Annotated in this window: 13 protein-coding genes; 8 read left to right on the top strand and 5 right to left on the bottom strand. The window is 41.9% G+C overall.

The features are described from left to right. Window positions 1–226: 226 nt before the first annotated feature. The 4 genes from ACWIUJ_RS03980 (at window position 227) to tsf (ending at window position 4466) form a co-directional block, all read left to right on the top strand. A complete protein-coding gene (locus ACWIUJ_RS03980) occupies window positions 227–613 on the top strand; it encodes a DUF485 domain-containing protein (protein WP_454169108.1) in 387 nt (128 codons plus the stop codon). Further along, complete coding sequence (locus ACWIUJ_RS03975; RefSeq protein ID WP_454151530.1) at window positions 610–2271, top strand: cation acetate symporter; 1662 nt, start codon at window positions 610–612, stop codon at window positions 2269–2271. Before ACWIUJ_RS03980 ends, ACWIUJ_RS03975 begins: the two co-directional genes overlap by 4 nt. Window positions 2272–2505: 234 nt before the next feature. After that, the gene (gene rpsB, locus ACWIUJ_RS03970; protein WP_454151532.1) at window positions 2506–3387 is read left to right on the top strand and encodes a 30S ribosomal protein S2; all 882 of its coding nucleotides are present in this window, start codon (window positions 2506–2508) and stop codon (window positions 3385–3387) included. A gap of 17 nt (window positions 3388–3404) precedes the next feature. After that, entirely contained in the window at window positions 3405–4466 is a 1062-nt protein-coding gene (tsf, locus tag ACWIUJ_RS03965; RefSeq protein ID WP_454169106.1) for a translation elongation factor Ts, read from the top strand. Between the two features lie 78 nt (window positions 4467–4544). Here tsf and ACWIUJ_RS03960 read toward each other — a convergent pair whose 3' ends face one another. The 3 genes from ACWIUJ_RS03960 to ACWIUJ_RS03950 form a co-directional block, all read right to left on the bottom strand. Next, window positions 4545–5138 (bottom strand): anthranilate synthase component II, encoded by a 594-nt coding sequence (locus ACWIUJ_RS03960; RefSeq protein ID WP_454151538.1) that lies wholly within the window; start codon window positions 5136–5138, stop codon window positions 4545–4547. Between the two features lie 28 nt (window positions 5139–5166). Then, a complete protein-coding gene (locus ACWIUJ_RS03955) occupies window positions 5167–6276 on the bottom strand; it encodes a BspA family leucine-rich repeat surface protein (RefSeq protein ID WP_454169104.1) in 1110 nt (369 codons plus the stop codon). A 197-nt stretch (window positions 6277–6473) separates the two neighbouring features. Beyond that, window positions 6474–7979: an anthranilate synthase component I family protein gene (locus tag ACWIUJ_RS03950; protein ID WP_454169102.1), complete on the bottom strand. Its 1506-nt coding sequence runs from the start codon at window positions 7977–7979 to the stop codon at window positions 6474–6476. A gap of 96 nt (window positions 7980–8075) precedes the next feature. Here ACWIUJ_RS03950 and ACWIUJ_RS03945 point away from each other — a divergent pair, with 96 nt between their 5' ends. The 4 genes from ACWIUJ_RS03945 (at window position 8076) to ACWIUJ_RS03930 (ending at window position 11483) form a co-directional block, all read left to right on the top strand. After that, on the top strand, window positions 8076–8690 hold the full coding sequence (locus ACWIUJ_RS03945; RefSeq protein ID WP_454151544.1) for a rhodanese-like domain-containing protein: 615 nt from the start codon (window positions 8076–8078) through the stop codon (window positions 8688–8690). Beyond that, window positions 8690–9733: a UDP-N-acetylglucosamine--N-acetylmuramyl-(pentapeptide) pyrophosphoryl-undecaprenol N-acetylglucosamine transferase gene (locus ACWIUJ_RS03940; RefSeq protein WP_454169100.1), complete on the top strand. Its 1044-nt coding sequence runs from the start codon at window positions 8690–8692 to the stop codon at window positions 9731–9733. Before ACWIUJ_RS03945 ends, ACWIUJ_RS03940 begins: the two co-directional genes overlap by 1 nt. A 304-nt stretch (window positions 9734–10037) precedes the next feature. After that, window positions 10038–10679 (top strand): hypothetical protein, encoded by a 642-nt coding sequence (locus tag ACWIUJ_RS03935; RefSeq protein WP_454169098.1) that lies wholly within the window; start codon window positions 10038–10040, stop codon window positions 10677–10679. Between the two features lie 141 nt (window positions 10680–10820). Beyond that, complete coding sequence (locus tag ACWIUJ_RS03930) at window positions 10821–11483, top strand: outer membrane beta-barrel protein (RefSeq protein ID WP_454169096.1); 663 nt, start codon at window positions 10821–10823, stop codon at window positions 11481–11483. A gap of 81 nt (window positions 11484–11564) precedes the next feature. Here ACWIUJ_RS03930 and ACWIUJ_RS03925 read toward each other — a convergent pair whose 3' ends face one another. Next, a complete protein-coding gene (locus ACWIUJ_RS03925) occupies window positions 11565–12962 on the bottom strand; it encodes a coproporphyrinogen III oxidase family protein (RefSeq protein WP_454169094.1) in 1398 nt (465 codons plus the stop codon). A 168-nt stretch (window positions 12963–13130) separates the two neighbouring features. After that, entirely contained in the window at window positions 13131–13946 is an 816-nt protein-coding gene (locus ACWIUJ_RS03920; protein ID WP_454169092.1) for a peptidylprolyl isomerase, read from the bottom strand. Between the last annotated feature and the right edge of the window lie 149 nt (window positions 13947–14095).

Here is a 14095-nt window from a genome sequence, read left to right as displayed (position 1 = left end):
ATGGCAGAATCTCCCCATATTTTGTCGTAATTTTTCTCAATTATTTTAATATTATAATTTTTACACATAAATGACAATCTACTAATAAAAATAATTTAAATGTTACTTTTTAATACATTTAAAATAAATATTGAAATATTTAGATTTTTGTTTTACTTTTTTAAACATAATAACTTTATGGACTTCAACTCCAATAAGTCCATAAATCAAACTATAAGGAGTCAATATGAAAGAAATCACGCAAAAAAATGCAAAAGCGAGATTCTACAAATTTGTTTCATTTAGAAATAAATTTTGCCTATATCTCTCGCTTGTGATTTTAGTTTGTTACTATGGTTTTGTAGCAAGTGTAGGATTTTTCCCCGAAGTGCTCGGCTATCGTTTGGGGCCTAGCTCTATCACGCTAGGCATTATACTTGGCATTGCGATTATTGCCATAAGTATCGTAAGCACAGGTATTTACACGCTTTTTGCAAACAAATACTTTGACAAAGAGCAAGATGAAATTTTAGAGGATTTAAAAGAGAGTGGCGCATTAGAAGGAATGATAGCAGGCGACACGCAAGGCGCACACCGCGCAAATAAAGATTCCACCAATGGAGGTGCAAAATGAAAAAATTGCTAGTCTTTATGGCATTTATCGCGCTTGGGTTTGCGAGTGTAGCAAACGGCGCAGGATTGGATACGGCGAGCTTCACGCAGGGCGAGCGCAATTACTTTGCCATTGGAATGTTTTTGGTATTTGTCCTTGCCACGCTTGGCATTACTTATTTTTCGAGTAAAAAATCACAATCCGCCGCAGGATTTTACACCGCTGGGGGCAATATCACGGGAATGCAAAATGGCATTGCCATAGCGGGGGATTATATGAGTGCAGCGAGCTTTTTAGGCATAGTAGGGCTTGTGTTTGCAAACGGCTTTGATGGACTTATCTATGCGATTGGCTTTTTGGTAGGGTGGCCCATTGTGCTCTTCCTCATCGCTGAGAAGTTTCGCAATTTAGGCAAATACACCTTTGCAGATATTATCGCCTATCGTTTGGAATCAAAACGCGTGCGCACGATTTCGGCGATTTCTGGCTTAAGCGTGGTGGTGTTTTATCTCATCGCACAAATGGTGGGCGCAGGCGGACTAATCCAAGTGCTTTTTGGATTGCCTTACTCGTATGCTGTCATCATCGTGGGAATCTTGATGATTTGCTATGTAACCTTTGGCGGAATGCACGCCACCACTTGGGTGCAAATTATCAAAGCGTGTCTTTTACTCGGTGGCGCGACATTTATGGCGATAATGATTCTTTATTTAAGCGGATTTGACTTAACGCGTTACTTTGAAATGGCAATTAGCAATCACGCCAAAGGCGCAGCGATAATGGAGCCGGGCACTTTCTTGCCAGACCCTGTGAGTGCGATTTCACTAGGGCTTGCGCTAATGTTTGGCACGGCGGGATTGCCTCATATTTTAATGCGATTTTTCACGGTCAAAAACGCAAAAGAAGCGCGAAAATCGGTGTTTTACGCCACAGGACTAATCGGGTATTTCTACATTCTTACCTTTGTGATTGGCTTTGGGGCGATTGCATTTTTGCTTGGCAACCCTGATTTTATCAATGAAGCAGGGCAATTCACAATCCCGCCAAATATGGAAGCTGTGCTTTTGGCAAAAGTGCTTGGTGGCGATATTTTGCTAGGCTTTATCTCAGCAGTGGCGTTTGCTACGATTCTCGCGGTAGTGGCTGGGCTAGCGATTTCTGGAGCGAGTGCGATAAGCCACGATTTGTTTGTCAATGTCTGCAAGGACGGCAAATGCGACCCAAAAACCGAAATGCGCGTAACAAAGGGCGCGACTATCGGGCTTGGAATCTTGGCAATCATTTTAGGGCTTGGCTTTGAGGGGCAAAATGTCGCCTTTACCGTGGGATTAGCCTTTGCTATCGCAGCAAGCGTGAATTTTCCCATAATTTTGCTTTGCATTTATTGGAAAGATTTAACCACAAATGGCGTGCTTTATGGCGGAATCATAGGATTAGTAGCTGTCCTTGCGCTCGTGGTGCTAAGTCCTAGCGTGTGGGTGAGTGTGCTAGGATTTGAGAGTGCGATTTTCCCATATAATCACCCTGCGATTTTTTCTATGCCTCTCACATTTGTGGCAATTTGGGCGATTTCAAAGATGGATGTAAGCAAACGCGCTAAAATCGATAAGGCTGGATTTAGCGCGCAAGACTTCCGCGCACAAAGTGGCATAGGTGCTAGCGAAGCAGTGGCGCATTAAACCTCTACGCTACCGCTATGTTTTTAAGATTCTGTCTTTTGACAGAATCTTGCGCGAGATTTTTAAGAAATTTCTAATTTTTTACTTACTTTAAGTCTTTTTTAAAGTTTTTTTTACTACAATTCACGCTTATCTTTAAATTCACACATACCAATCCTTTAAGTGGTTGCGCGTGCAACGAGTGCGCGCTAATGGGTATGGCGGATAAACCAAACTTACAAACAAGGAGAACAAATGGTAACAATGAAAGATTTGCTGGAATGTGGCGTGCATTTCGGGCATCAAACAAGAAGATGGAATCCAAAGATGCAACGATTTATCTTTGGCGAGCGCAAGAATATCCACATTATTGACTTACAAAAGACCTTACGATACTTTCGATATACTTACAATATCGTCAAGGAATATGCTGCTAGTGGCAAGACGATAATGTTTGTAGGCACAAAAAAGCAAGCAAGCGAGACTATTAGACAATATGCAGATTCTATCAATGCTCCGTATGTGAATTTCCGCTGGTTAGGCGGAATGCTTACAAACTTTAGCACGATTAGAAAATCTGTGCGCAAACTTGAGATTATCGAACAAATGGAAGAAAGCGGACAGATTGACTTACTTACAAAGAAAGAAAAACTTATGCTTATGCGCAAAAAAGATAAACTAACAAAGTATTTGGGTGGTGTGAGATTCCTTAAAGGTGTGCCTGATGTGTTGTTTGTCATCGATGTGGTGAAAGAGAGAATCGCCGTAGAAGAGGCAAGACGACTGAATATCCCCGTAGTCGCGCCACTTGATACGAACTGCGACCCAGACCTTGTGGATTATCCGATTCCGGGAAATGATGATGCGATTCGTTCTATCCAGCTTTTTTGTAAAGAAATCACAGAGGCTATCGTAGAGGGTAGGGCGCAAAATAAGGATAATATAGAGCAAGAATTCACGCAAAATGCACCATTAAGCACGAGTGAAGAGGAAATGCAAGAAGTCATCAAAGAAGCAATCGAAGAGACTTTGAGCGAGAATCCAGAAATGTTAGAAAGTGAGTTGCAAGAGGAGAAAGAAACCAAACCAAAGACAAGAAAACCTCGCGCAACCAAAAAAGCTAGCACAGCAGAGTAGTGTAAAGGAGCTAGGCAATGGAAATTTCAGCACAATTAGTAAAACAACTGCGCGATATGACTGATGCAGGAATGATGGATTGTAAAAAAGCCCTTGTAGAAGTCGGTGGAGACATTGATAAGGCGGTAGAATATCTCCGCGAAAAAGGACTAAGTAAAGCAGCAAAAAAAGCCGATAGAGTAGCGAGCGAGGGTATTATTAGCGTGGAAGTCTCAAGTGATTTTTCTAAAGCCTCAATGCTTGAGATTAACTCTGAAACAGACTTCGTAGCGAAAAATGATAACTTCAAAGAACTCGTAGCAAAAAGCACAAAAATTGTCTTTGACAATGGCTTAAGGGAGATTGATTCTTTGCATAACGCGAGTATTGATGGCACAAATTTTACGGAGTTTTTACAGCAAAATATCGCTAAGATTGGTGAGAATATTGTCGTGCGCAGGATTGATAGTATCCAAGTGCAAGGAAACGCGATAGTCAATGGGTATGTGCATTCAAACGGACGCGTGGGCGTGCTTATAGCAATGAAGTTTAATAACGCAAATTCTAAGTCAAAAGCAAGCGAGCTTGCAAGAAATCTCTGTATGCACGCTGCAGCGATGAAGCCACAAGTGTTGAGCTACAAGGAGCTTGATAGCGAATTTATCCAAAAAGAAAAAGTTGCACTCATCGCAGAACTTACTAAAGAAAATGAGGAGTTGAAGCGACTTGGCAAGCCGTTACACAAAATCCCACAATATGTAAGCGCGAGTGAGCTGACACAAGAAGTGTTGGATTCTATGAAAAAAGAACTCCAAGAGAATCTCAAAGCGCAAAACAAGCCTGAAGCAATTTGGGATAAGATTTTGCCCGGACAAATGGAGCGATTTATCGCAGATAGCACATTATTAGACCAAAGACTTACACTTTTAGGGCAGTTTTATGTAATGGACGATAAAAAGACCATAGCCCAAGTGCTCCAAAGTGTGTCAAAAGAAATCAACGATGAGCTAGAAATCACAAAATATGTGCGCTTTGAGCTTGGTGAGGGTATTGAGAAAAAGGTCGAGGACTTCGCTGCTGAAGTCGCAGCACAGCTTTAATTTTGACACAATATGGCAATGTGGCACTTGAGGTGTGTCGCATTGCTTTAAGAATCTAAATCTCCACAACAAAACAAGTTATTGCTTCCCCAAAATATTTTTCATCATCATTTTGCCTTTTTGTGTGAGCACAGATTCAGGGTGGAATTGCACACCAAAAAGTGCGTAATCTTTGTGTTCTAATGCCATTATTTCATTATCATTACTTCTAGCAGTAACAATAAGCTCTTGTGGCAGAGTGGATTCTACCACGGCTAAAGAATGGTAGCGTGCTACACTTGTCATAGATGGGAATCCTGCAAAAAGTCGCGAGCTTGTATCAAGCGTAACTTGTGAGGTTTTGCCGTGCATTATACTTTTGGCATAGCTTACTTTCGCACCAAAGGCTATGGCGATTGCTTGGTGTCCTAAACACACGCCAAAAATAGGAATCTTCCCCGTGAAGTGTTTTACCACATCTACGCAAATCCCTGCATTTTCAGGCTTACCCGGACCCGGTGAGAGGACGATAAGGCTTGGAGATAGTGCTTCGATTTCACTCAATGTCAGCTCATCATTTCGCACTACACGAATTTCTTGGTGGCTTTCATCGCCTATCTCACGCAAGGAATCTCCGAGTAACTGATAGAGATTATAAGCAAAGCTGTCGTAATTATCAATAAGTAATGTCATTGTTTCCCCACTTTCTTTGTTTTATTAGCTACTTAGATTCTGTTTGTTTTGCCACTTTGTGTCTTTTCCACGGGGCATACCATTTTGGTGGATTATATCGCAATGGCGAGTATTCAAACATCCACGACATATTTTGGACTTTTGCAATATTCCACGATTGTATGTTTTGGTTGAAAGAATGCGCGTGAGCAAACATAAAAGACATATCCCTTACATTAGCGACATTCCACGATACTAAAGGCTGATTAAAGGACTTCGCCTCAAAAAACATATTTGCCATATCTGTAACCTTACTCACATTCCATTTATCTAATGGCTGGTTAAAATTGTGCGCGTAGCTAAACATATTATACATTTTTTCTACTTTGCTGACATTCCAATTATTGAGCGGTTGGTTAAAGGCTTGCGCGTAAGAAAACATATAGCTCATATTTTTAACCTTACTCACATTCCACGATACTAAAGGCTGGTTAAAGGACTTCGCTCCGCTAAACAAAAGTGCCATATTTTCCACATTGCTTACATTCCATTTATCAAGTGGCTGGTTAAATGACTCCGCATAGGCAAATAACGAATCCATATTTTTTACATTAGCGACATTCCAAGATTCTAAAGGCTGGTTAAATGATTGTGCTTTGGCAAATGTAGAATCCATATTCGTAACCTTACTCACATTCCATATTTGTATGTCTTGGTTAAATGTAGGTTGATTGTAAAACATATAGCTCATATTTTTGACCTTGCTTGTATCCCACGATTCTATCCCGCTAAAATCCCTTCTATATGACGCGGAGTGTTCGCATTTTTCTTGTTGTTTTTTTGAAAATGTAGAAATTTTATCACATAGATTTTTCCCATTTTCATCATTGAAATTAGCAAACAAAAAACTCATATCAGTAATTTTGCTCGTGTCAATGTCGCTTAAAGAGACATTTTGATTTTTAAGGAGTCTTACGAGTTTATCTCTCGTGTTGGGGCAGTATTTTTTGGGACAGGAAGATTTAGATTGTATTTGTGAATCTGGCTTAGCATTTGTGCCTAAATCCATATTTTGCAAGTTTTGTATAATCGAGCACCCGTTTATATAGCCTGCTACAACGAGAATCCACACAAGTGTCATAATGTTATATAAACGCATTTTTACTCCTTAAATCATCTCATTTGAGAATTATTGCACCAAGACACATCTCTATTTTAGAAACAAAAACTCATATCTGTATGCTACTCGTGCTAATCTCGCCTTGTTTAACTTGTATGATTGTAGCATTTTTGGGCTTTAATTAGTGGAATCTAAAATTTTTTTGCCAGATTTTCGTATTTTTAGGTGTTTTGACTTTATTGTATCCCGTCATTTGCTTCATTGAGTGCATTTAGGACGGCTTTGGCTTTGTTTAGGCACTCTGTATGTTCGGTTTCACCCACGCTATCAGCTACGATTCCCGCACCTGAGCGCACCACAAGCTCATCACCCTTTTTATACACCAGCCGAATCGCAATGCAACTATCCATATTTCCGCTAAAATCCAAATACCCAATCGCTCCACCATACACACCGCGCGGACTTTTTTCTAACTCGTTGATAATCTCACACGCGCGAATCTTAGGCGCACCAGAGAGTGTCCCCGCAGGTAGCACCGCGCTAAGTGCATCAAGTGCGTCCAAATCCTCGCGTATTTCGCCCCGCACACTTGAAGCGATGTGCATAATGTGAGAGTAGCGCACGACTTGCATATATTTTTCCACCGCCACAGAGCCTATTTTAGCCACTTTGCCAATGTCGTTGCGCCCCAAATCCACGAGCATATTATGCTCCGCGCATTCTTTTTCATCGCTCAAAAGTTCGCACTCTAAGGCTTTATCCTCGATTTCATTTGCCCCACGCGGACGCGACCCAGCGAGCGGATAAGTCCGTAAAATCCCATTTTGAAGTTTGGTAAGCGTCTCAGGCGAAGCCCCAGCCATTTCGATACAATCGCTACTAAAATAAAACATATACGGCGAAGGATTTGTGCTACGCAAGATTCGATAAGTATCAAAGAGGCTACCACTCGCCTTTGCGCGAAGTGGGTTGCTAAGCACCACTTGGAAAATATCACCCTCTTTAATGTAATCCTTTGCTCTCTCTACCATAGCACAAAATGCGTCTTGCGTGAAGTCTGGCGTAATGTCGCTTGTGAGTTTGAGTGGCAATGGCGGAGGAATTGTGCCTAATGCCTTGCGTTTTGTGAGAATCGCGCATAAATTTTCGAGCTTATCTTGCGCCTTTTGGTAAGAGTTTTCCAAATTATCAAGGGCGACATTTGTGATAAGGACGATTTTTTGGCGCAAATTATCAAAGGCGATGAGCGAATCAAAGAGCATTAAATCTATGTCGTTAAATGGGCTAGATTCTGTGTTTCGCACAGAATCTGCAAACATTTTATCTAATTTAGGCTCGCTATATCGCAAATATGAATATGAAAAATACCCCACAAGTCCGCCACAAAATGGGGGCAACGAATCAATCTTTGGGCTTTTATATTCCGCGAGAATCTCGCGGATTAATGCATTTGGATTGCCTTTGTGCGCAGGAGATTCAACGCCATTTAGATAGACACTTTCGCCCCTCGCAGTGATTTCTAGCGTTGGCTCAAATCCCAAAAAGCTCCATCGCCCCCATTGTTTTCTGTCCTCCACGCTCTCAAGCAAAAATGTATGCGTGGAGTGTGATTTTAAAATCCGCATAGCTTCTATGGGTGTGATAAAGTCGCTCAAAAGCTCCATTGCCACGCTTACACGCTTATATATGTGTAGATTTGGAATCGCACGGATTTCACTAATCGTAGGATAGATTTGTGGCATTTAGTTTCCTTATGTTTAAGTGATTTGTGTGTGAATTATAGCAAAATCAAGGAATTTATTAGGTTATAATGTTAAGTAAAAATTAGGAGTGCAGGTATGAAAAAATTTCTCTCTTGTGTGATAGTAGCAGTGGTGTTTATCGCGTGCGGGGAAAAGGAGCAGGGCGAGGCAAATAAGGCTCTAGCGTTGCATAATGACTTTGTCGCGCAAAAGCAAAGTGAAGAAGTCGTAGCACTACAACAAAGAGCAAACGCGAGCGGATATAAGCTCATCACTGCGCCACAACTTGAGGAGGCACAGGAGGCGATTATCATCGCTACCCTCCCGCGTGGAATCTACAATCTAGGACTTATAGAGGGCGCGAAGCATTTTGAATTTGCTAAAAGCATTACATTTAATGACAATGGGAGCGAGTGGAATTGGGATAAGGACGCGTTAAGCAGGGATAAAAGCGAGTTTGTTGAATTTTTGGGAGAGGATAAGGGTGCGATGATTGTCTTTTATGATGAGGGCGAGGATATTTTCGCGCCTTTTGGTAGTGCGCACACAGCGTTGATTTGGGCGCGACATTTAGGATATGAGAATCTCTATCGTTTGGTTGGAGGATTTGGTGCGTGGAAAGGGCTTGGGTTGCCTATTACTACCCAAATGCCAGAATGCTGTGTGAATCCACACGCCAAAGATTCTCACACAAGCGAGCATAAATACTAATGTTTGTCATCACAGGTGGTGGCACAGGCGGGCATTTAGCGATTGCTAAGGCATTGGCTTTAGAGCTCAAATCCCAACAAATCCCCTGTATTTACATAGGCTCGCTTAGCGGGCAGGATAGGCAGTGGTTTGAGGGGAGCGATGTATTCACACAGACACATTTTCTTGATAGCACGGGCGTGGTAAATAAGCACGGACTTGGCAAAATCAAGGCTTTGTATAAAGTTTATAAGGCTGTGTGTGAGTGTAGGGCGATTTTTAAGGTACATAGCATAAAGGCGGTGATTAGTGTCGGGGGATTTAGTGCGGCTGGTGCGTCTGTGGCAGCGATAAGTAAGTCAATCCCGCTTTTTATCCACGAGCAAAATGCCGTATCTGGCACGCTTAATAGTGTGCTTTTCCCTTTTTGTAAGGCGGTTTTTGGCTCTTTTGCTTTGCCTAGTGCGAAGTTTGTGGCTTGTGATTATCCCGTGAGAGAGGAATTTTTCACTAAAGCGCGCACAAGAAGCACGATAAGGCACATTCTATTTTTGGGAGGCTCGCAGGGTGCGCTAGCGATTAACGATTTAGCATTAGAGCTCGCGCCTATGCTTATCAAGCAGGGATTAAGCATAGCACATCAATGCGGAGAGCGCGATTTTGAGCGAGTGAGCGAGCAGTATAAGAATCTTGGATTGCTCGATTCTATCAATCTCTTTGCCTTTAGTCCTAATATCGTAGAAGCACTTTGTCAAGCTGATGTGTGCGTTGGACGAGCGGGTGCTTCTAGCGTATGGGAATCTTGCGCGAATGGACTTCCGTGCTTTTTTATCCCCTATCCTTACGCGCATAAAAATCATCAATATCTCAATGCGCGGACATTAGCCGATGAGTGGCTATGCGGGCTTTGTCCGCAAGCGGAGTTAAGCGCGCAAAAGGTGTTGGAGTTTATAGATTCTCTTAAACAAGGCAATATAGCGGATATTTCAAGCACCCTACAAAGCAAAATCACTCCAAATGGTGCGAGGGAAATCATCGCACGCATTAAGGATTTGACTTCTTAAGGTAGCGGGATTTGTGATTGCCTCCCCAACCCCAATAAACTTCACATTTACTGAAATAAACGCTGTTTTCTCTCTTAAATAAAAAGTTTTTCGCCTTTTTTTGTAATTTTTATATTTCATTTATTATTTATATTATTATCTTATTTTAGTTTTATTTATAAAATTTATATTTTGTTAATTTATTTATTTTAATTTACTTTTATTTAGTAGAATTATAGCATTTTTATACCGCCTAGATTCTTTGCATTGAGATTTTTGTGTTTTTAAGGAATGCTTAGGCAAAATACCACTTAAAGGAGTTACTATGACTTACATAGATGCGATAAATAGGGACTTTGAGACCCATACATTACAAATGCTCTCCGCACTCACCGCGCTTAAAAAGCAACTCGAAGTGCTCGAATCTCTCAATCTCCAAGAAAAAATCACAAGTTTGGAATCTCGCATAGCCCAAGCCAGCGATTTAACCAACAAAATCAAACTTATAGAATCTCTCGCCCAAGAAAAGCAATCTCTCAAAGAAATGCTCGCCCAAGTAGAGCAACCACACTTTGAGCTTAGTGCTCAAACAAATGACGATAGCACAAACGCAGGCGTGCCGATAGTCGAGGAAAAAAGGCAAGTCAAAAAGGTGCAAAAGCGTGTGGCGACTTGGATTCACAAATATTTCGCTGGGTTAAACCCTTGCAACGGGACAATTTTGGTGCGATTTTTAGAGCTCTCCGCGCAAAATACGCGCCCCGTCAAGCGATATGAGCTCGAAGAATCGTGTAAAGATGTCTCAAATTTCATCACCAACTACCATAATATGCGTAATATGCTTCCCACCAATCACGGCAAAGTTTTCGAGGAGGAGTATGGCGAGATTACGCTATGGCAGCCTGTGGCAGACATCGTGTTAGAAGCGTATAATAGGGCGCGAGATTCCAGACATTTATCGCATTAAATTACAATAAAGTATTAACTTTTTATTAACCATACTACACGAGAATGCAACTTGCCTTTAGTGGTGTTTTTTTTTTATAAAAATTCACAAAAGTGCTACATTTTCATAAAGAAGTTGAAAAACACTTCAAAAGGAGACAAAATGCAAAATTTCATCGCAAAGGTTCTATTTCGTGTAGTCGTTGTGGCTGGCGTGGGCTTATCAGGTTTGAGCACGCTGAAGCCAGCTGATAGTGGAGCAGGGTTTTTTATCGGTGGTGAGCTAGGATACAGTGCGATATTTAGCAAGACTACACTAGATAATAAATCTGCTTCAACTTTCCCACTTGGGAATCTCGGTGCGAAGTTTGGCTATATAGCCCCGCTTAATGATAAATTTGGACTAAGGGTGTATCTTGGCTATAATTGGGCTTATAGCACAAGCAATACCAGCACCCCAGCAGACCCAGCGCAGGGGACTGCAGCTACGAACGAAGGGACTTTGCTTTCATATCATCAAATCGCGGGTAATGTCGATGTGCTATGGAAATTTACAGATATGTTTGGCGCGTATATAGGTGCGGGCGTGGGCTATGGCTCTTATAGTAGCGTTAGCACTACGGATAATGTAACCACCACGACTAATGTCGCAAGTGGAATGGTTATCCCTGTGAATGTCGGTGTGGAGACTTACATAGGAGGCAATCACACTTTGGGCTTAAACTTTAAGATTCCAACGATTGCTTACAAAGGCACAGATACCGCCGCTACTACGACAGAGGTGAGAAATCTCATCATTACGCTAGGATATTCTTATAAATTCTAAGAATCTTAGGGCAATGCTTGAGTAAGTGGCATTGCCCTCTTGCCGTGCTTATTGTTTGGGAGATTCCCTCTTTACATACTTTTAGATACTTTTTGCGTATTCGTGTGCGTTTTTCATAATGTCAATGACACTAATCCTGCTTTGGTTTTGGAGCTCCTCTTTTTGCGCATTTTCTAGTCTCGCTTCATCGCGAAATGTCGCACGCACCAAGTCCATTCCCGCGTAAAATTCTTTCATCAGCACCACGCAGACATAATGCCCAAAATCCGTGCATTGCAATATCTTCTCCCCCGCGCTATTTGTCGCATTTGTTATCGCCCCGCTTAGTCGCAAGCCCGCTAACTCTAATGCCAAATCCCACTCCAAATTACACTGCATATTTGCGTTAAACTCCGCTACATTAAGCCTGCCTTCAAATAGCTCACACAAAAACACATAGCGCAAAATATCGCGCCTGCTAAATTCTGCGTTTGCCATATTTGCATTGTGCTTGTGCGCGATAGCCGAGCAGTAGTCTTTGAGGTTAAATGTATTGATATACAGTTTGCCATTGATAAAGCTAAACGCCCCACTGCCCGCGCCCAAATATTGATGATTGGAGCTTACATATTCATCGCTAAGATTGCTTTGTGGGGTATCGCCTTTGATTGTTGCATTAGGATTTATTTTGCCAAACCCCCACGCATTGTTGCGCTTCCACCCGCTAAATTCCGCGCAAATGAGCTCATAAAATTCGCGTTCATTGTCGCTTAGAGCCACGCCTAGCGCGGATTGGATTTTGGAGCGCGTGAGTGCGGAGCGCATAAGCGGGTAAGTGGTGATTTGCTCCGCACCTAGCGATTTAGCGATAGCTAAATCACGCAAAAGTTGCTCTTTTGTTTGGTTTGGGAAGTTAAAAATTAAATCAATGCTTAAAGTTGGCAAGATTCCTTGCGCTTTTGCGAGTTTTTCTTGCAACTGCGCACTTGAGCCAAATTTCTCATATCGCCCAATTTTGCGTAAAATCTCATCATCAAAGCTCTGCACCCCACAGCTTAGACGCGTGATAAGCCCCTTAAATCGCTCTAATTGCGCAGGTGCGATATGTGTCGGGTCGCTCTCACACGAAATCTCTTGTATGCCAAAGAGATTTTTACACAGCTCCAAAGTCTTTAATAGCTCGTCCTCATTGATAAGCGTAGTCCCGCCACCCACCACAAGCGTGTGGAAATCAAAGCCCTTTGCCTTAATGAGTTTTAGCTCTTCTCTCAATGCCTCAAAATACGCCCGCGCTAAGTTCTCATCATAAATGTATTTGTGGAAACTACAATAGGGGCAAAGCGTGTGGCAAAAGGGAATGTGGATATAAAGCATTGTGGGCTTGCCATTTGGGAGAATCTCGCTCGCGTGCAAGCGCACTTTGAAACTGCGCTTAAGCACTCTTTGCATAGAGTGGCTCGCATAGCGCGTAGCAAGGGATTGGATAAAAGTGGCAAACATAGCTTAGCTCCATTCGTTTAAATATAAGGCGTGAAATTGAAATTTGAGGCTATTTGAAACAAAGAGGCGATTATAACCAAAATAAATCAAAAAGATACAAAGGAATTGTAAAATCCACATAAATTCCCTGCGATTAGAGAATCTATGTGGTTTATAGGATATGAGAAGTTAATTGATTTTGATTTGTGCTTTAGAGCGGAGCTCCATAATTTTATCATTGATGACTTTGCCTACGGCTTGCATTTGCGCATTTTGCAAGATGATTTGCTTTGCCTGCTCGTAGGGAATCGTCTTAGCCTCGCTCTTGCTCTCTAAATAAATGATATGGTAGCCAAATTGCGTCCTCACAGGCTCTTTAGTATAAGTGCCCGGCTTTAAGTCAAACGCTGCTTTGGAAAATATAGGGTCCATAGCCGAGCGGTGAAACTCGCCCAAGTCGCCACCATTTTTTTGTTGCTTTGCTGCTGGGTCGAGCGTTTTTTGGTTTGCTAAGTCGATGAACTTCGCTTCAGCCTTGCCTCGCACCTTGTTAAGCTCGGCGATGATGTTTTTTGCTTCAAGCTCGTTATTTACGAGGATATGACGCGCTCTACCTGTTTGGTCGACAAATTGGTCTTTGTTGTTGTTGTAGATTTCTCGTAGTTGAGAGTCGCTGATGTTTGGCATTTTTGCCTTTTTGGCAAGATTTTGTTGCCACATTTGGAAGAGCATTTGCATTTTGAAGCCCTCTAATGCCTGCGTGTAGTCTTTGCTCCGCTCGATTCCCTCAGTGCGGGCAGATTCTAGCACGAGTTTATCATTGATGATAGTGTTGAGGAATGCTTCTCTTTGCTCTTTTGGGAGTTTTTCAAAGTCAGATTGCTTGACATTATACATCTCAAAGTCCTTTTCCGTGATAGCCTTGCCATTAAGCGTGGCATAAGTTTTCGCCATAGCTGGCAAACTTAATAGGCTTAATAAACATACGATAGCGAGTTTTTTCATTGACAGCTCCTTTAGTTTGAGTGGATTTGTGCGATTTGTGCTATGACAATCACGCGCATTCTATCCCGCGAAAGCTAACAAAAAGTTAATCTCTTTTCTTTTGCGTGAATCTTTGTTGTGAAATCATTGTGAAATTATAATGTAACATT

The organism is Helicobacter sp. 23-1046 (genome assembly GCF_053654635.1).
Note: the sequence above shows the minus strand (reverse complement) of the source record. Positions and strands in the feature narration are given on the sequence as shown.

Coding starts and splice junctions, on each gene's coding strand:
- ACWIUJ_RS03980 (WP_454169108.1), top strand. CDS start 227: ATGAAAGAAATCACGCAAAAAAATGCAAAAGCGAGATTCTACAAATTT.
- ACWIUJ_RS03975 (WP_454151530.1), top strand. CDS start 610: ATGAAAAAATTGCTAGTCTTTATGGCATTTATCGCGCTTGGGTTTGCG.
- rpsB (WP_454151532.1), top strand. CDS start 2,506: ATGGTAACAATGAAAGATTTGCTGGAATGTGGCGTGCATTTCGGGCAT.
- tsf (WP_454169106.1), top strand. CDS start 3,405: ATGGAAATTTCAGCACAATTAGTAAAACAACTGCGCGATATGACTGAT.
- ACWIUJ_RS03960 (WP_454151538.1), bottom strand. CDS start 5,138: ATGACATTACTTATTGATAATTACGACAGCTTTGCTTATAATCTCTAT.
- ACWIUJ_RS03955 (WP_454169104.1), bottom strand. CDS start 6,276: ATGCGTTTATATAACATTATGACACTTGTGTGGATTCTCGTTGTAGCA.
- ACWIUJ_RS03950 (WP_454169102.1), bottom strand. CDS start 7,979: ATGCCACAAATCTATCCTACGATTAGTGAAATCCGTGCGATTCCAAAT.
- ACWIUJ_RS03945 (WP_454151544.1), top strand. CDS start 8,076: ATGAAAAAATTTCTCTCTTGTGTGATAGTAGCAGTGGTGTTTATCGCG.
- ACWIUJ_RS03940 (WP_454169100.1), top strand. CDS start 8,690: ATGTTTGTCATCACAGGTGGTGGCACAGGCGGGCATTTAGCGATTGCT.
- ACWIUJ_RS03935 (WP_454169098.1), top strand. CDS start 10,038: ATGACTTACATAGATGCGATAAATAGGGACTTTGAGACCCATACATTA.
- ACWIUJ_RS03930 (WP_454169096.1), top strand. CDS start 10,821: ATGCAAAATTTCATCGCAAAGGTTCTATTTCGTGTAGTCGTTGTGGCT.
- ACWIUJ_RS03925 (WP_454169094.1), bottom strand. CDS start 12,962: ATGTTTGCCACTTTTATCCAATCCCTTGCTACGCGCTATGCGAGCCAC.
- ACWIUJ_RS03920 (WP_454169092.1), bottom strand. CDS start 13,946: ATGAAAAAACTCGCTATCGTATGTTTATTAAGCCTATTAAGTTTGCCA.